We start from the raw sequence: 17049 nt of genomic DNA on the forward strand, positions 1-17049 counted from the left end.
CCGCTGGAAGGGATTGTCGATGCAGGCGCGCGTCGTTAAAGTGATCCGCTGCTAGTCATAAGGCAATTACAAGGAGACATCGCATGGCCGCAGACCTCTGGTTCGAATCATTGCATCGCGCGGGCGCGGACGTACTGGATCGCGGCACGAGGCTGGCGGGCGGACTGGGGCAGTTGGGGTTGGGCGAGGGCGGCGTGGTGGCGGTGCTGCTTCGTAACGATCCCGTTTTTGCCGACGTGGTGTTTGCCTGCCGCACGGCGGGCACCTACTACTGCCCCATCAACTGGCACTTCACGGCCGAGGAAGTGCGATTCCTGCTGCACGATAGCGGCGCGCGCGTGTTGATTGCCGATGCCGATCTCCTTCCGGCCGTGCAGGCGGTGCTACCGCCCGGAATGGTGGTGTTGAGCGTCAATGGCGCGCACCCCGATGCAATCGAATATGAGCCGTGGCTCCAGACGCGAGCCCCCTACGACGGGCCGCGCGTTGCGCCGCGCGGGCACCTGGCCTATACGTCCGGCACGACCGGGCGGCCGAAGGGCGTGCTGCGCCAGCCCGTGCCGCTCGACCAGCTCGATGATCAGCTCGCCCGCATGCGGTCTGTCGTAGCCAAGGCGATCGGCATCGTTCCCGGATGCCGCGCGCTGATGTCCGCGCCGCTCTATCACAGCGCGCCAAGCGTATTTGTGCAGAATGCCTTGCAGATCGCGGAGCGGCTGGTCCTTACGCCGCGCTTCGATCCGGAGCAGGTCCTGGCGCTGGTCGAAAAGCACCGCATCGACGTGCTTTATCTGGTGCCGATCATGTACGTGCGGCTGCTGAAGTTGCCGCCGGAAGTGCGCGCCCGGTACGACCTGTCATCGATTCGCTTTGTGGCGTCGACCGGGTCGCCGTGCGCCCCGGAAACCAAGCGCGCCATGCTCGAGTGGTTCGGACCGGTGATTCACGAAACCTACGCGTCGAGCGAAGCCGGCATGATCACCGTGGCCACGCCTGCCGACGCGTTGTCGCGCCCAGGCACGGCAGGGCGTCCCGTCGACGATGCCAGTATTCGGATCCTGAGTGAGGACGGCAAGCCGTGCGCGCCCGGCGAAGTGGGGCTGGTCTATGTCCGCCAGCCCGCGTATCCCGACTTCACCTATCTGAACAACGATGCGGCACGGCGCGCCATCGATGTCGACGGCCGCGTCGCGCTGGGCGACCTTGGCTATGTCGATGCCGACGGCTACCTGTTCATCTGCGATCGGGCCTCGGACATGGTGATTTCCGGCGGCGTGAATATCTACCCGGCCGAGATCGAGCATGAACTTGCGAACTATCCCGGCGTGGCAGATTGCGTGGTGTTTGGCGTGCCTGACGACGAATACGGCGAACGACTGCATGGCGTGATCCAGCCGGTTGCGGGCGCCAGCGTCGCGCCTGAAGCGGTTGTGGAGTGGTTACGTGGGCGGCTTTCCGGCTTCAAGGTGCCGCGCACCATCGAGATCGTCGCGCAATTGCCGCGCGACGAAACCGGCAAGCTCGCCAAGCGGCGATTGCGCGATCAGCATTGGGCCGGCCGCCAACGGCGCGTATAGCCGCGGTCGATTGGCGTCGCCGATTGCCGCTTTCCAGAGCCCGCTTTCGAAGCGCATCGCCAACGCAACAAACAACAAAGAAGACACAGGAGACAACACATGAATCGAAGAATCGTGCTGATGCTGGCCGCCGCGCTGGGCGTCGCTGTCGCCGCGCCTGCAACGTTCGCGGCGTGGCCGGAGCGTCCGATCAAACTGGTTGTGCCTTACACGCCGGGCGGATCCACTGACCAGTTCGGCCGCGCGCTGGCCGAAGGCATGACGCGTGGGCTGAAGCAGCCAGTTGTGGTGGAGAATCGCCCCGGCGCCAATACGATGGTCGGCACGCAGAGCGTGGCCCGTGCGCAGCCCGACGGCTACACGGTGCTGATGGGCACCAGCGCCAGCATGGTGCTGAATCCGCTGCTCTACAAGAAGACGGGATACGACCCGAAGGACTTCAAGGTCATCCTGATTGGCATCGAAGTGCCGTTGGTGGTGGTCACCAACAATCAGGTGCAGGCCAGCAACCTCAAGGACTTTGCCGCGTATGCCAAGGCAGCCGGCGGCAAACTCAACTATTCGTCGGTGGGACTTGGCAATCCGCTGCAATTGGCGACGGAAATGTTGAAGTCCGAACTCGGCATCGACATGACGCATGTGCCGTACAACGGCAGCGCACCCGCGTTGTCGGCATTGCTGGCCAACGATGTGCAATTGATGGTCGATGTGGTCAGCACATCGCTGCCGCATATCAAGGCGGGCAAGCTCAAGGCGCTGGCCGTGACCGGGCGCTCGCGGCTCGAGGTGCTGCCGAACGTGCCGACGGTGGCGGAAAGCGGCCATCCGAATTTCCATGCCGCGACATGGTTCGGCCTTGCGGTGCCCGCGCAGACCCCGCCGGAAGCCGTCGCCAAGCTGCAGGCCGCTGCGTCGCATGTCCTGACCGAAGCCGCGTTCCGCAACACGTTCAGCGCGCTGGGATTACTGGTGCAAGCGCCGCGCACCCAGGCGGAAATCGATCGCTACGTGGCCGCCGACCGCGAAAGCTGGGGAAAGGTCATTCGGGATAACCACATCAGCCTGGACTGACGGCTGAACCTGCGGGTGCCACTGCCACTGCCAATGTCGATGTCGATGTCGATGGCACTGGCGATGTTGGAAGTCGGTGGCGATGGCAGATGGCATCCAGCGGCAGTCGGCTGGCCGATGGGGCGTATAGTTCGGGGTGGTCGACGTGGTCTCGCTGCGTCGACGACTTCGCCCCCTTCAGTTCCACGCACGCTGCCGCATTCCCGCCATGACAGATTCTGTCGAGCCGCCTGATTCTTCTTCATCGGACGCTTCGCGCTCTGCGCATCCTTCTTCGTCTTCCGCTTCCAGATCGGGCGCAACGGTTTCCGATGCGGCCGCACCGTCTGAATCGTCCGGTGCATCATCGGCGCGGCCGGAGCCCGCTATGGGGCCGCCAACGCGTGCGGATCGCCTGCGCGAGCTCCGTCTGCGCGCGCGCAGGGCGGCGGATCGAAAGAGCCGGCAGGTTGGACGCATCTCGCGCACGTCGATGCGGTATGCGGTGTTCATGTGCGGCGCCGGCGGCGTGGCCGCGTTTTCGATGGTGTTCGCCTATATCGCCGAACTGGCGCTGCGTTGGAATGCCTCGGTCACCAGAGCCACGCCATGGCTGGCGTTCGTCATGCTGCCGTTTGGCCTTGCCGCGTTGCGCTGGCTGACGATCCGCTTTGCCCCGCAGGCGCGCGGCAGCGGCATTCCGCAAGTCATTGCGGCGGTGACACTGGCGCCCGCGAGTACGGCGCAGACCGTGCTCGTGTCGTTCCGTCAGTCGATGTGGAAGGTGTTGCTGACCACGGGCGCGCTGCTGGCCGGCGCGTCGGTCGGGCGCGAGGGGCCGTCGGTGCAGGTCGGCGCGGCGGCAATGCTCTCGTGGGGACGCTGGTGTCACGAGAAGCTGCAGTTCCGGATCGGCTTCCATCCGAATGCGTTGATCGCCGCAGGTGCGGCGGGCGGACTCGCCGCGGCGTTCAATACGCCGCTGGCCGGCGTGGTGTTCGCCATCGAGGAACTGGGCCGCGGCACGGCTGTGCGCTGGGACAGGGTGGTGCTGTCCGGCGTGCTGACCGCGGGCTTTCTTTCATTGGCCATATTCGGCAACAACCCCTATTTCAGCGTCAAGGTGCCGATGCTGGTGCTGACCAGCGCGTGGGGACCGGTGCTGCTTTGCGCGGTGGTCAACGGCGTGATGGGCGGCCTGTTTGCAAAAATCCTGATCGCCGGCGTACCGGGCCTGGCGCCGCGCGCGTGGCGCGGCTGGCTGTCGGAGCATCCGGTGGCGGTGGCCTTCGGTTGCGGGCTGGTGGTCGCGGCGTTGGGCTGGGCCACGGCCGGCGCCACCTTTGGCACCGGTTATGAGCAGGCATCCGGACTCATCAACGGCGAATCGCACAGCACGCTGTGGTTTGGCATTGCCAAGTTCGTGGCGACCGTTGTGTCGTATTTCGCCGGCATTCCCGGCGGGATCTTCACGCCTTCGCTGGCAATCGGCGCCGGCATCGGCGAAAACATCGCGCATTTCATGACCGGCATGGCCGAACCGCGCGTGCTGGCGCTGGTCTCGATGGCTGCATTCCTGGCGGCGGCCACGCAGGCGCCGATCACGGCCAGCGTGATCGTCATGGAAATGACGCGCACGCAGGATCTGACCATCTATCTGCTCGCGGCTTCGCTGCTGGCGTCGTTCCTGTCGCGACAGTTCAATCCGCATCCGTTCTATCACCATATGGGCCACGCGTTCCGCCGCGAAGCGATGGCGATCGGCCGCCGGCAACCTTCGCCGTAACAGCCTGTTACAGACCGTTGTGGGCGCGCCGCTGAAGTGTCCGTTCGAACGATCGACCCGATGGCGGCGCTATCGGCGATGTCTTACCATGTGCCGCGCGCGCACCGGCGGCAGCAGATCGCCAAGCCGCGCCTGTGTACCGGCGGCACATTGACTCGTCGGTGAAGTGGGCTTCGACGCCTTTCGGGGAGCAGGACATGGCCACGCAACGACCGGGCGGTACGCGCCCAACCGCCGCGCAACAACGCCCGCCGCACGGCTCGGCGCAAAGCGCGCCGCGCAAGCCGGCCGTGCCGGCGCCGGACCTCGCCGCGGATACCGCCATCTGGCACACGCGCGGTCTGCAGACCAACTCGCGCATGCGCGCGCCGCTGGTGCAACGCACGCCCGTGCGCCAGTTGCCGCCGAGCCCCGTGCCGCGTCTTATCCTTTGGGCCGTGCTGATCGGCATCGCACTGGTATGCTTCCAGACCGTGAAGCATATGCTCCGTTAATTCCTGTCGGTTAGGCATCACACCGTGATGCCGGCCAGACCCGGCAGGAACCCTCAACACGGAGCGGGCTCCAAAGCGGAGCCTATTTCAGGAGCGTGTTTTGAGATTTACTGTTGCCGGGCTGGCCGTGGCTGCCCTGCTGGCGAATGTTGTCGCCCATGCCGCACCCGCAGCGCCCGCCGCTGCCTCTACCGCCGCGCCCGCTGTGGCCCCGAGCGCCGCATCGATTATCGAAGGCAAGGACAAGTTTTCGACGATGCTCGATACGCTCGAAATTGGTAGCCCGTTGCCTGCGCTGCCCGATTGCGCAGATCATCGGTCGCCGGACGGCAAGGATGTCAACGCCTACTGCGTGGAATTGCGTGGTGACGGCGTCATGCGCCAGGTTGGCGTGCCGCGTGACAAGCGTCCAACCTTCATGGATGGTCCGCGACTGGTGGCGTTTGTCGACGGTAATGCGTTGGTGGGCCTGATCGTGCCGACCGATGGCATCCGATCCCAGGACGCTGCCGCGCAGGCCCTGAACGCACGGTACGGCAAACCGTTTCGCCAGGAAAACATCGACATGAAGGACAAGGCGGGCAAGCCGGTGAAGAGCATTCACGCCGGCTGGATGCGCAAGCCGCTGACTGTCGAGCTTTACGCGATTCCCGAAAATCCCAGCGAGGGCACGATCGAACTGCTGCTGCCGCAGGCGCGCGCCTTGATGGCCAACCGCGATGCCGATGTGGCGAAGGCGCTGGCGCCGCCGCCGGCCTCGGCCGCCGCGGCGAAGAAGGGTGACAAACCGGAGAAATCCGAGAAAGCCGAGAAATCGGACAAGGCCGACAAGAAAGCGCCCGCCAAGCCGATCAACCCGGGCAGCTGGTAAGCCAGCGGCGCGCGGGTGGGCTTGGCGAGCGGGGCGGCTTCAGAGGCCGTCCATGACCTTGTCGAGCCCGCGCACCACGCCGCGCAACGTATGCACGCGGCGAATTGCCAGTAGCGCCCCGGAAACATAGGGCTTCGATCCGTCGCCCGCTTCGTGCTTGATGTGCAGGCGCTGTCCGTCGGCGCCGAAAATCACTTCGACGCCAAGCTGATAGCCCGGCAACCGCACGGCATGCACTTGCGTGCCGGACATCGTTGCGCCGCGTGTTTCGCGCGGGCCGCTGACCTGATCGACAGGCACCGCCTGGGCCGCCTGCTTGATCTCGCCGAGCCGGAATGCAAGCTCGCGCACCGTGCCCGATGGCACGTCGACCTTGCCAGCCTTGGCATAGTCGATGATTTCCCAATGATCGAGATGGCGCGCCGCCATCTCGGCAAATTTCTGCAGCAGCACCACCGTGATGGCGAAGTTGCCGCACGCAAGCACGCCGCGGTCGGCCTTGCGCGCGGCCGCGTCGATGTCGGCGTAGTCTTCGTCGGAAAGCCCCGATGTGCCAACCACCACATGCGCGCCATGGGCCAGCGCCTGCAGAATGTTCTGCTTGGCGACGGCCGGCTTGGTGTATTCCACATACACGTCATAGGGGGTGGTGCCCAGCGCGTCGATGCTGGCGGCGGCCACGCCCGAGGTGTCCCGGTGGCCGGTCAGGCTTGCCAGCGGCTGTCCTGCCGCGCCGCGTGACAGGCCGCCCACCAGCGTCATATCGGACGCATGCGCCACGCCGCGCGCCAGTTCCGCGCCCGCCCAGCCCGTCACGCCGCCCACCACCACGCGAATACGATCGCTCATTGCTGTCCTCCGAATCGTTGCAAGGGCTGCAAGCATAGCGCGGCGCAATGTTCCGCGCCGGGCCGGGCGCATTCGCGGGTTGCCGAAGGGCGTGATCGGACGATTGCGCGGGCGCCTGCTAATCGGTCGCGCGTCGGCGGTCGATCTTCCTGGCCAGCACGATCGACGTCGTGGTGTGGTTCACGCCATCGAGCATACCGATCTCGTCGAGCAATTTATCGAGCCGTGCATGCGTGTCGCAACGGATCACAGCCATGTAGTCGACGGGGCCGCTGACGGAATTAAGCTCTTCCACCTCCGGCAGCCGCTGCAGCGCGCGCACCACGCCGGGCGCGGCCTTCGGCTGCACCGACAGGCCGCAGAAGGCCAGGATGGCGTTGTCCTCCATCCGGCTGCCGAGGCGCACGCCATACCCGGCAATCACGCCGGTCCGTTCCAGCCGGGCAATGCGGGCCACCACGGTCGTGCGCGCGATGCCCAGCGCGCGCGACAGGTTGGCCGCGCTTTCCCGCGCGTTGGCTTGCAGCAGCGCCAGCAAGTGGCGATCGGTCTGATCGAGGTCGGCCATCGTTGTCACCTGACGATTCGTCGAATTACTACGTCGATACGACCGATTATGCCGGGCTTTCGTCAATCTTGTGGCTATAAAACGTGCGTCACGCTGCTCATACTTCAGTCATCCCTGCGATTACTGACGGAGTCCGCCATGCAACTTTCCTCGCTGGGTCCCGCCGCCGTGCGTGACCTGACCGCCGCGCCGCGGCCGCTTTCGGTTGTCGTGCTGGGCGCCGGAAAGATCGGGCGCGTGATCGCCACGATGCTGGCCGATAGCGGCGACTACCGCGTTTGCCTGGTCGATCATGATGCCCATCGGCTGGACGGCCTGCCGCGCGCGATTGCCGTGCGGGCTGGCGATCCCACCGAGCCGGGCACGTGCGCGGCGCTGCTCGCGGGTGCCGACGCGGTGCTGAACGCTTTGCCGTTTCACGCGGCGGTGCACGTGGCGACGGTTGCGGCGCGCCTGGGCGTGCATTATTTCGATCTGACCGAGGACGTCGCCGCCACGCACGCGATCCGCGCGCTGGCCAATGACGCACGTTCGGTGCTGATGCCGCAGTGCGGGCTGGCGCCCGGTTTCATCGGCCTGGTCGGCAACGACCTGGCCCGGCAATTCCTGCGCGGCGGCGGCGAACTGCTTGAGCTTCGCATGCGCGTGGGCGCGTTGCCGCGCTATCCAAGCAATGCGCTCAAGTACAACCTGACGTGGAGCACCGAAGGGCTGATCAACGAATACTGCAATCCGTGCGAGGCGATCGTCGATGGTCGTCGCGTGGAACTGCCCGCGCTGGAAGGACTCGAGACATTTGCGCTGGACGGCGTGGAATACGAAGCCTTTAATACCTCGGGTGGGCTGGGCACGCTGCCCGAGACACTAGGCGGCCGCGCGCGCCAGGTCGACTACAAGTCGATCCGTTATCCGGGTCACTGTGCGCAGATGAAGCTGCTGTTGAACGATTTGCGTATGCGCGAACGGCGGGACTGGTTGCGCGATATCTTCGAACACGCGATCCCGGTCACCCAGCAGGACGTGGTGATTGTGTTTGCCAGCGCCACCGGCCATCCGCCGGGCGTGAAAGGCCAGGGCAAGCGCGGGCCGCTGACGCAGGCATCGTTCTCGGCGCGCATCGGCGGCATGGACGATTTTGCCGGCCTCGGCCACGTCAATGCGATCCAGCTGACCACCGCCGCGGGCATTTGCACGGCGCTGGATCTGGTCGCGACCGGTGTGCTGCCGCAGGCGGGATTCGTGCGGCAGGAATCGATGCCGCTGGATCGATTCCTCGCCAATCGCTTTGGTCAGCATTACGCGCGCCATCCGCTACAGGAGACACTCGCATGAAGGCACTGGAAATTGCCGACTGCTTTCGGGCCATGGGCTTGGCGCAGCCATGGGCCGGCGCGCAACATGTCGCGTCGGGTCAGTTGGGCGTGAGTTCGCCGATCGATGGCGAAATGTTCGGCACGTTGCCGGTGTGCTCGCCGGCCGATGCCGATGCGCAGATCGCGCGGGCGCACGCCGCGCAAAGCCTCTGGGCGCTGACACCGGCGCCGGCGCGCGGCGAAGTGGTGCGGCGTTTCGGGGAAACGCTGCGCACCCACAAGGACGCGCTGGGCCGCCTGGTGGCGCTGGAAGCCGGCAAGATCTTGCAGGAAGGGCTGGGCGAAGTGCAGGAGATGATCGATATCAGCGATTTCGCGGTGGGTTTGTCGCGCCAGCTACATGGTTTGACGATTGCGTCCGAGCGGCCCGCCCATGCAATGCGCGAGACCTGGCATCCGTATGGGCTGTGCGGTGTGATTTCGGCCTTCAATTTTCCGGTCGCGGTGTGGGCGTGGAACGCAGCGCTGGCGCTGGTGTGCGGCAATGGCGTGGTGTGGAAGCCGTCCGAAAAAACACCGCTGTGCGCGCTGGCCGCGCAGGCTCTGCTCGATCGCGTGATCGACGGGCACGCCCCACAGTTTGCGGGGCTGAGTTGCGTGTTGATCGGCGGGCGCCAGCTTGGCCAGCTTCTGGTGCAGCATCCGTCGGTGCGGCTGATGAGCGCGACCGGATCGACGCGCATGGGCCGCGAAGTGGGCATGGCCTGCGCCGCGCATTTCAAGCGCGCGATCCTCGAACTGGGCGGCAACAACGCCGCGATCGTTGCGCCGTCCGCCAATCTGGAATTGACGCTGCGAGCGATGACGTTCGCGGCGGCCGGCACGGCTGGGCAACGCTGCACCACGCTGCGACGCGCCTTCGTGCATGTGGACTTGATTGCAACCGTGACGCAGCGCCTGCGCCAGGTGTACGCGCGCCTGCCGGTGGGCGATCCGCTGCAGGGCGGCACGCTGGTCGGCCCGTTGATCGACACCGCGGCGGGAGACGCGATGGCCAATGCGCTGGCAAGCTGCCGCGCGCAGGGCAACGTCGTGCATGGCGGCGAACGGCTGCTGGTCGATCGCTTTCCGCATGCGTGCTACGTGCGGCCGGCGCTGGTGCTGACGGACACGCAGCACGACACGATGCTGACCGAGACCTTTGCGCCGATTCTCTACCTGATGCCCTACACCTCGCTCGACGAGGCGATTGCGCTCAACAACGCCGCGTCGCATGGACTGTCGTCGTGCATCTTTACGGAATCGCTGCGCGAGGCCGAAACGTTCCTGTCCGCGGCCGGCAGCGACTGCGGCATCGCCAACGTGAACATCGGCACCAGCGGCGCGGAAATCGGCGGCGCCTTTGGCGGAGAAAAGGCAACCGGCGGCGGGCGGGAATCGGGCTCCGATGCGTGGAAGGGCTACATGCGGCGTGCCACCAATACCGTCAACTACGGCGATGCACTGCCACTGGCGCAGGGCATCCGCTTCGATGTCTGAAGCCGGAGGCGCTGTGCGCTTACATTCGGCGAGACGTTGCGAATCGTAACAAGGGTTACAGCAGCTTGACGCTGTATTACCAAAGCCGCCCGTATAACGTTCTTAAGGGCAGTGCATTGATGGATCTCAATGCCTGTGAAAAAAGGACGTCGCAATGAAAGCAAAATGGATGGTGACGGGTTTGGCAGTGGCCGGCGCGGCAATGCTGGGCGGATGCGCCGTATATCCCACGCCGTATGGTCCGGCCGTCGAACCCGCACCGGTCGCGGTTGCGCCCGCGCCGGTCTATGTCGGCCCGCCCGCCGTGGTGGTCCGGCCGTATTACGGCGGATACTATGGCGGCTACTACGGATACGGACGCCGCTACCGGCACTGGTAGGCGGGCGTCCAGCGCGCCGGGCAGTGTCGAATAGCGACGATGGCCCGCGCGCGTCCCGTGGCGCGCGCCGGTATCGGCTGGCGGACGGCACGACGGCATGATCGCAGGCGACGATGGCCGCCACCAGGTGCCAAGGAACGGCGCAACGGATGCGCGCCAGCGGTGGTGCTAGGGAAGCGGAGCGCTGTTCAGCCCGGGCCAGCCCGGCGCCAGCGTTTCACCGACATCGCGCAGATCCACCAGATCGAGCACGCGCCCGACCGTGTGGTCGACCAGTTCGGCGATCGACTGCGGCTTTTGATAAAAGCCGGGAACCGGCGGGAAGATGATGCCTCCCATTTCCGTCACGGCCGTCATATTGCGCAGATGCGCAAGATTCAACGGCGTTTCCCGCACCATCAGCACCAGTTTGCGACGCTCCTTGAGCGTGACGTCGGCCGCGCGCGTGATGAGATTGTCGGAAAGGCCGTGGGCAATGGCGGCCAGCGTGCGCATCGAACAGGGCGCGACGATCATCGCTTGGGCGCGGAACGATCCGCTGGCAATGGTCGCGCCGACATCGCGCACGTTGTGCACCACATCGGCCAGCGCCTCGACTTCCGCTCGGCCGATGTCGAGTTCGTGCTGCAGGTTCATGATGCCGGCGGGCGAGATCAGCAGGTGGGTTTCCACGCCGCTCACATCCCGCAATACCTGCAGGAGCCGGACGCCATAAATAGCGCCGGTTGCGCCCGTGATGGCGACGATCAGCCGTTGCGGCGCGCCGCCTGCATGCATCACGGACATGGTGGGCTGCGGGCTCAGGCCTTCAGCAGCGATTGCAGTTCGCCGTTCTGGTACATCTCCATCATGATGTCCGAACCGCCGACGAACTCGCCGTTCACGTAAAGTTGGGGGATCGTCGGCCAGTTGGCGTATTCCTTGATGCCCTGGCGGATGCCGTCGTCCTCGAGCACGTTGACCGTGGTCGGGGCGTCCACGCCGCATGCCTTCAGGATCTGGATGGCGCGGCCCGAAAAGCCGCACATCGGGAATTGCGCCGTGCCCTTCATGAACAGGACCACGGGGCTGCCCTTCACGATCTGGTCGATCTTCTGTTGTACGTCACTCATGATCAAATGTTCCGGTTGCGCGCGACGCCAGGCAGGCATCGCAGAAATGGGGGATTGGCTCGGGATTTTACCGGAATCGCGCCCGGCCTTCAGGCCAGCGCTTTGCGGCGAACGCGCTACGTGGCCAGTCCGCCGGATTGCCGGGCCTAGTGCGGCCGGCGGCCGCCGCTGCAGCGTTCGTTGCCGCCCAGATCGCGGGCGGTGAATACGTCGAAGAAACCGGCGGTCGTCAGCAGGTGACGCGTGGCGTAGCCCTGATCGTAACCGTGCTCCAGCAACAGCCAGCCGCCCGGCAGCAGATGATCCGGCGCGCCCGCCACGATCTGTGCAAGGTCGGACAGGCCGTCGTCATGATCGGTCAGCGCATCGATCGGCTCGAAACGCAGGTCGCCTTCGGCCAGATGCGGGTCGCTTTCGGCAATGTAGGGCGGATTGCTGACGATTAAATGGAACCGCTCGTTGTCCGGCAGCGCCTTGTACCAGTCGGACGCGAGGAAGCGGATGTTGTCGGCCTGCAGCGCCCGGGCGTTGTCCTGCGCCACCGTCAGCGCGCCGGCCGACACATCGGTGGCCCACACTTCGGCGTCGGGTCGTTCGCGCGCGATGGTCACGGCCAGCACGCCCGAGCCGGTGCCCATGTCCAGCACGCGCGGCGCGTGGATATCGGCAAGACGGGCCAGCGATGCTTCCACGGCGACCTCGGTGTCGGGGCGCGGGATCAGAACGTCTGGCGTGACGCGGAAGGTGCGGCCAAAAAATTCGCGCTGGCCCAGCAGGTACGCCATCGGCTCGCCCGTCAGCCGTTTGGCCAGCAGCGTCGAAAATGCATCACGTTGTGCTGCATCCAGTTGTTGGTGATCGCGTGTGATCAACTGCGTGCGCGTCAGCCCGGTGACGTGGCACAGCAGCATGCGCGCCTCCAGCGCCGGCAAGCCAGCCATGGCGGCGAGGATCAGGGCTTCGCGCACGGTGGGATCAGCCGAGAGCGCACCTGGAGCATTGGAGGGCATTGTTTTACGTCTGGGTATAACGGATTGCGTACGTGCAAAAAACCCCGCCGGGCGTCAGCCAGACGGGGTTTTTTGCGCCGCTTCGCGGAAGGTGTCTAGTGTAAGCCGTTTGGCGCTTGGATTCGACACCTCCCTGCGTAGGGCTTTTACTTGTTGACGGCGTCCTTGGCCTTGTCGGCCGTGGTGTTGACGGCGTCCTTGGCGGCTTCCTTGGCCTGCGCCATGGCGTTGCCGGCGTCAACCTTGGCCTTCTCGGCGGCCACGGAGACATCGGCGGCAGCGCCGCTGGCGGCTGCCTTGGCTGCGTCGGCTGCATTCGCTGCCGCGGCGGCGGCGTCGCTGGCGGCGGCCTTGGCCGATTCCGCAGCGCTTTGCATCGCGCTGTCGGCATTGGTTTGGGGGGCTTCTTCCTTCTTGCTGCAGGCCGCCACAGCGGCGGTCATCATCAGAATCGCGAGCAACTTTTTCATGATTTCGTCCTTGGGTTTGTTTGTTGGAGGAGTGGCATCCACCCAGACTTCGAGGGCCCGTCAGTCGGTCTATTAAAAAGTGACGTATCGGGTGGTCTGGTCGAAATCGATTATAGACAGCGGTATTTGACAAGCCAGTGCTGTTTCAAGCATTTACCTCAGTTACAAAGCATCACGCGTCGTCGCCCAGCGCGGCGAGCTGGTCGGCCTGGTGCTCGGCGGCAAGTGCGGATATCAGTTCGTCCATGTCGCCGTCCATGATCATGTCGATCTTGTAGAGCGTGAGGTTGATGCGGTGATCGGTCACGCGGCCTTGGGGAAAATTGTAGGTACGGATGCGGTCGCTGCGGTCGCCCGAACCGATCAGGTTGCGCCGCGTGTTCGCCTCCTTGGCCTGCGCCGCACGCATTTGCATGTCCTTGATGCGCGCCGCCAGCACCTTCATCGCCTTTTCCTTGTTGCGATGCTGGCTGCGATCGTCCTGGCACTCCACCACGATGCCGGTGGGCAGGTGGGTCAGGCGCACGGCGGAATCGGTCTTGTTGACGTGCTGGCCGCCGGCGCCGGACGCGCGGAACGTATCGACGCGCAGGTCCGAAGGATTGATCTCGACCTCGCCGACTTCGTCGGCTTCAGGCATCACCGCCACGGTGCACGCCGATGTATGGATGCGGCCCTGGGCCTCGGTGGCCGGCACGCGCTGCACGCGATGCCCGCCCGATTCAAACTTCAGTTTCGAAAACGCGGCGTCGCCGGCGATCCGCACGATCACTTCCTTGTAGCCGCCCAGGTCCGACTCGGACTCGCTCATGACTTCCACCTGCCAGCGCTGACGTTCCGCATAGCGCGTGTACATGCGCAGCAGATCGGCGGCAAATAGCGCGCTTTCCTCGCCGCCGGTGCCTGCGCGGATTTCCAGCAACAGATTGCGATCGTCGTTCGGGTCCTTGGGCAACAACAGCGTCTGCAGGTTCTTTTCCAGCGTTTCGAGACGCGCGCGCGCGGCGTCGATCTCGTCGGCGGCAAAGTCCTTCATCTCCGGATCGCCCAGCAGCGCCTCGGCCGTGGCCAGATCTTCCTGCGCCTGGCGATATTGGCCGTACTGCTCGGCCACTGGCGACAATTCGGCGTGCTCGCGCGACAGCTTGCGGTACTGGTTGATGTCTGCCGTGGCGTTTTCGTGCGCAAGCAGGGCGTTGACTTCATCGAGTCGCTCGGCCAGTTGGTCGAGCTTGTTGAGCATGCTGGCTTTCATGGGATAGGCGGAATTCGTGGCATGGGCACAACCCAGGCGATTGTGCGGAAGCGGCAGGCATTGGCCGCGCGCCGGCGGATGCCGGTGCAAGGCGGGGATCGAGGCTAGCGCTCGGAGTGACTGCTCTGGCGGAACAGGCCCGGCACCAGGCGCAGCAGCGCCTCGCGGTCTTCGCCCTGGGTGTGGTTCAGGGCGTGCGTGGGGCCGTGCAGGAACTTGCGCGTGAGCGCGCCCGACAGCGCGTCGAGCACGGCTGCCGGATCGTCGCCGCGCGCCAGCATGCGGCGTGCGCGTTCCAGCTCGGCCTGGCGGATTGCCTCGCCGGCCGATTGCAGATCGCGGATGACCGGCACCACGCTGCGCGTTTCCAGCCAGTGCATGAAATTCTGCACGCGCGATTCGATAATCGCTTCGGCCTGTGCCACTGCGGCTTGGCGCAGCGCATTGCCTTCGCGCACCACGGCGCCAAGGTCGTCGACGGTGTACAGGAATACGTCGTTCAGGCGCGCGACTTCGGGCTCCACGTCGCGCGGCACGGCGAGGTCGACCATCATGATCGGGCGATGCTTGCGGCGCTTGACTGCGCGCTCCACGGCGCCCAGTCCGATGATCGGCAGCGAACTGGCGGTGCAGGACACGACGATATCGAATTCGTGCAGGCGCTCGTTCAGGTCTTGCAGGCGGATGGCCTGCGTCGTCAGCCCTTGTCCGGCCAGTTGTTCGGCGAGCTTCTCGCCGCGTTCGACGGTGCGGTTGGCCACCACGATCTGACGCGGCTGCTGCGCGGCGAAGTGTGTCGCGCAAAGTTCGATCATTTCGCCGGCGCCGATGAACAGCACGCGCTGCGTCGACACACTTTCAAAAATCCGTTGCGCCAGACGCACCGCGGCGGCGGCCATCGATACCGAGTGCGCGCCGATCTCGGTCTGGCCGCGCACTTCCTTGGCCACCGCGAAGGTGCGCTGGAACAGCTGGTTCAGGTACGTGCCAAGCGCGCCGGCTTCGCCAGCGGTGCGCACCGCATCCTTCAACTGTCCGAGAATCTGGGTTTCGCCCAGCACCATCGAATCGAGGCCGCTGGCCACGCGGAACGCATGGCGCACGGCTTCGGACTGGGGCAGTGCGTACAAATGCGGCGCCAGTTCACCCGCGGGCACGTTGTGATGCTGGGCCAGCCAGCGCAGCGTGTGCTCGAAACCGTCCTGACCCGGCTGCAGCACATCGGTGGCGCAGTAGATCTCGGTGCGGTTGCAGGTGGAAAGGATGGCGGCCTCGGTGCCGCTGCGGCCAGCCAGATGGGTGCGCAACGCGCCAAGTGCCGGTTTGATCTGCTCAAGCGGAAACGCCACGCGCTCGCGCAGCGAGACGGGTGCCGTAGTGTGATTGATGCCGATCGCGAGCAGTTGCATTTGTGGGGTGTCGTGGCCATCCGGCGCGTGGTCCGGAAGCGGCGATCATTATACCGCCACGCCACAAGGTTGCAGGAAACCCGGCCATTAGTGCGACATGCAGTATCGTTACGCCACGGCCTCGTCGATGTGGCCAAAAAGACACAGGAGAACGGTATGTTGGGCTTGGCGGTGGTGGGCGCGATGGTCGGTCTGGCGGGGCGACTGCTGCATCCGGCCGGGCGCGTGGTCACGCTGCCGGCCGCGCTGTGGCTGGGCGCGCTGGGCGCATGGGCGTTTTTTTACGCCGGCCGCGCGGCCCATTTCTTCACCGATGGGCAACTTTTTGGTTGGGGCGCGGCCATCGTCGGCGCCGCGCTGTTTGTGGCGGCGTGGGGCCTTTTGCGCCCGCGCCGGTAACGGGTGAATCGACAAAAAAGTCGGTAATCGGTGTGATGCGTGGGTCGATTCAGGCCCTGGCGTCGAGGAATCGGCGCAGGATGGCGCTCGAATAGTGGCTGGCCACGTCGCGCAAAAACGACGAAAAATCGACATGGGCCGCGTCGTCGGCGCGGTCCGACACGGTCCGCATCAGCGCGAACGGCACGCCATATTCGTAGCAGATCTGCGCCAGCGCGGCGCCTTCCATTTCCACCGCCTGCAACGCTGGCAGCTCGGCCCGCAGCGTCGCCACGGCCTGCGGGGAATTGATGAACTGGTCGCCGCTGGCGATCATGCCCACATGCAGGCGCGGCGCATGCAGGCCGAAGCGTGCCAGCACGGCGTCCGGCACGGCCGTGGCCAGGTCGTCGCGCAGAAAATGCGCCACCGCGTCGCGCAATGCAGCGGTGAGTACGGGATCGGCCGGAAATTCGGCCTTGTCCAACAGCGGCACTTCATGGCGGGGAAACAGCGGTCGCGCGTCCATGTCGTGCTGGACCGTGCGATCGGCCACGACGATATCGCCCACGCTGACCCCCGGTCCGACGCCGCCGGCCAGTCCGGTGAAGACGATCTCGTCCACGCCGAATTCGCGGATCAGCGTCACGGTCGTGGCCGCAGCAGCCACCTTGCCGACGCGCGCCAGCACCAGCACCACGGGTTGCCCGTGCAGCGTGCCGCGGTAGTAGTCGCGCATGCCGATGGTGATACGGGTGGCGCGCGCGTCTTCGTGCCGCATCGCGGCGATCAAGCCATCCACTTCGTCGTGCAGGGCGGCGAGTATGCCAAGCGTCATGATGTCTGGGGCGCAAGCCGCCGTTGTCGAGTCCGGCGCCAGCATACCGGCCACCGTGCCGCAGGGAAAGCGCGTCGCGCGCGACGGTCGCCGTTCGACGAGATTGCGGCGGCCGGCGAGACTTTGGCAAGCCGCTTTGCTACATTGCTGC

Annotated in this window: 19 protein-coding genes; 9 read left to right on the forward strand and 10 right to left on the reverse strand. The window is 65.6% G+C overall.

What is annotated here, in order from left to right; translation table 11 throughout:
- The first annotated feature begins 83 nt into the window (after positions 1 to 83).
- Positions 84 to 1577 carry an AMP-binding protein gene (locus AC1RKI_RS25365; protein WP_061953299.1) on the forward strand — a complete coding sequence of 498 codons (1494 nt, stop codon included), beginning with the start codon at positions 84 to 86 and terminating at the stop codon, positions 1575 to 1577.
- 120 nt (positions 1578 to 1697) lie between these two features.
- Positions 1698 to 2648, forward strand: a complete 951-nt coding sequence (locus tag AC1RKI_RS25370) for a Bug family tripartite tricarboxylate transporter substrate binding protein (protein WP_492798293.1) — start codon at positions 1698 to 1700, stop codon at positions 2646 to 2648.
- 177 nt (positions 2649 to 2825) lie between these two features.
- Here AC1RKI_RS25370 and AC1RKI_RS25375 read toward each other — a convergent pair whose 3' ends face one another.
- Positions 2826 to 3140, reverse strand: a complete 315-nt coding sequence (locus AC1RKI_RS25375) for a hypothetical protein (RefSeq protein ID WP_223505969.1) — start codon at positions 3138 to 3140, stop codon at positions 2826 to 2828.
- Between AC1RKI_RS25375 and AC1RKI_RS25380 the strand changes: the two genes are divergently transcribed.
- From AC1RKI_RS25380 to AC1RKI_RS25390, 3 genes are all read left to right on the forward strand, one after another.
- Positions 3058 to 4413 (forward strand): chloride channel protein, encoded by a 1356-nt coding sequence (locus tag AC1RKI_RS25380; protein WP_233474140.1) that lies wholly within the window; start codon positions 3058 to 3060, stop codon positions 4411 to 4413. The genes AC1RKI_RS25375 and AC1RKI_RS25380 overlap by 83 nt on opposite strands.
- Positions 4414 to 4610: 197 nt before the next feature.
- A complete protein-coding gene (locus AC1RKI_RS25385) occupies positions 4611 to 4907 on the forward strand; it encodes a hypothetical protein (RefSeq protein ID WP_150980939.1) in 297 nt (98 codons plus the stop codon).
- 100 nt (positions 4908 to 5007) lie between these two features.
- Positions 5008 to 5778, forward strand: a complete 771-nt coding sequence (locus AC1RKI_RS25390) for a hypothetical protein (RefSeq protein ID WP_492798258.1) — start codon at positions 5008 to 5010, stop codon at positions 5776 to 5778.
- 39 nt (positions 5779 to 5817) lie between these two features.
- Here the strand turns inward: AC1RKI_RS25390 and dapB are convergent, their stop codons facing one another.
- The gene (dapB, locus tag AC1RKI_RS25395) at positions 5818 to 6627 is read right to left on the reverse strand and encodes a 4-hydroxy-tetrahydrodipicolinate reductase (protein ID WP_492798260.1); all 810 of its coding nucleotides are present in this window, start codon (positions 6625 to 6627) and stop codon (positions 5818 to 5820) included.
- A gap of 118 nt (positions 6628 to 6745) precedes the next feature.
- Positions 6746 to 7195 carry an Lrp/AsnC family transcriptional regulator gene (locus AC1RKI_RS25400; protein ID WP_244786184.1) on the reverse strand — a complete coding sequence of 150 codons (450 nt, stop codon included), beginning with the start codon at positions 7193 to 7195 and terminating at the stop codon, positions 6746 to 6748.
- Positions 7196 to 7333: 138 nt separating this feature from the next.
- Between AC1RKI_RS25400 and AC1RKI_RS25405 the strand changes: the two genes are divergently transcribed.
- The 3 genes from AC1RKI_RS25405 (at position 7334) to AC1RKI_RS25415 (ending at position 10426) form a co-directional block, all read left to right on the forward strand.
- Positions 7334 to 8527: a saccharopine dehydrogenase family protein gene (locus AC1RKI_RS25405; RefSeq protein WP_492798262.1), complete on the forward strand. Its 1194-nt coding sequence runs from the start codon at positions 7334 to 7336 to the stop codon at positions 8525 to 8527.
- 32 nt (positions 8528 to 8559) lie between these two features.
- Positions 8560 to 10047 carry an L-piperidine-6-carboxylate dehydrogenase gene (gene amaB, locus AC1RKI_RS25410; protein WP_492798295.1) on the forward strand — a complete coding sequence of 496 codons (1488 nt, stop codon included), beginning with the start codon at positions 8560 to 8562 and terminating at the stop codon, positions 10045 to 10047.
- A gap of 154 nt (positions 10048 to 10201) precedes the next feature.
- Positions 10202 to 10426, forward strand: a complete 225-nt coding sequence (locus AC1RKI_RS25415) for a hypothetical protein (protein WP_492798264.1) — start codon at positions 10202 to 10204, stop codon at positions 10424 to 10426.
- A 168-nt stretch (positions 10427 to 10594) separates the two neighbouring features.
- Here AC1RKI_RS25415 and AC1RKI_RS25420 read toward each other — a convergent pair whose 3' ends face one another.
- The 6 genes from AC1RKI_RS25420 to hemA form a co-directional block, all read right to left on the reverse strand.
- Positions 10595 to 11212, reverse strand: coding sequence for a UbiX family flavin prenyltransferase (locus AC1RKI_RS25420; RefSeq protein ID WP_244786180.1), 618 nt, complete (start codon positions 11210 to 11212; stop codon positions 10595 to 10597).
- Between the two features lie 14 nt (positions 11213 to 11226).
- Positions 11227 to 11538, reverse strand: a complete 312-nt coding sequence (gene grxD, locus AC1RKI_RS25425) for a Grx4 family monothiol glutaredoxin (RefSeq protein WP_061953372.1) — start codon at positions 11536 to 11538, stop codon at positions 11227 to 11229.
- A 146-nt stretch (positions 11539 to 11684) separates the two neighbouring features.
- Positions 11685 to 12548: a peptide chain release factor N(5)-glutamine methyltransferase gene (gene prmC, locus AC1RKI_RS25430; RefSeq protein WP_061953279.1), complete on the reverse strand. Its 864-nt coding sequence runs from the start codon at positions 12546 to 12548 to the stop codon at positions 11685 to 11687.
- Between the two features lie 146 nt (positions 12549 to 12694).
- Entirely contained in the window at positions 12695 to 13018 is a 324-nt protein-coding gene (locus tag AC1RKI_RS25435) for a hypothetical protein (RefSeq protein WP_061953277.1), read from the reverse strand.
- Between the two features lie 172 nt (positions 13019 to 13190).
- Positions 13191 to 14273, reverse strand: coding sequence for a peptide chain release factor 1 (gene prfA, locus AC1RKI_RS25440; protein WP_150980943.1), 1083 nt, complete (start codon positions 14271 to 14273; stop codon positions 13191 to 13193).
- 104 nt (positions 14274 to 14377) lie between these two features.
- Entirely contained in the window at positions 14378 to 15682 is a 1305-nt protein-coding gene (hemA, locus tag AC1RKI_RS25445; RefSeq protein ID WP_061953272.1) for a glutamyl-tRNA reductase, read from the reverse strand.
- Between the two features lie 156 nt (positions 15683 to 15838).
- On the opposite strand from hemA, the gene AC1RKI_RS25450 reads away from it, so the two are divergent.
- Positions 15839 to 16081 carry a hypothetical protein gene (locus AC1RKI_RS25450; RefSeq protein WP_061953370.1) on the forward strand — a complete coding sequence of 81 codons (243 nt, stop codon included), beginning with the start codon at positions 15839 to 15841 and terminating at the stop codon, positions 16079 to 16081.
- Positions 16082 to 16130: 49 nt separating this feature from the next.
- Here the strand turns inward: AC1RKI_RS25450 and AC1RKI_RS25455 are convergent, their stop codons facing one another.
- On the reverse strand, positions 16131 to 16898 hold the full coding sequence (locus AC1RKI_RS25455) for a 5'-methylthioadenosine/adenosylhomocysteine nucleosidase (RefSeq protein ID WP_061953270.1): 768 nt from the start codon (positions 16896 to 16898) through the stop codon (positions 16131 to 16133).
- Positions 16899 to 17049: the final 151 nt, after the last annotated feature.

The organism is Cupriavidus sp. GW822-FHT06G04 (assembly GCF_058799075.1).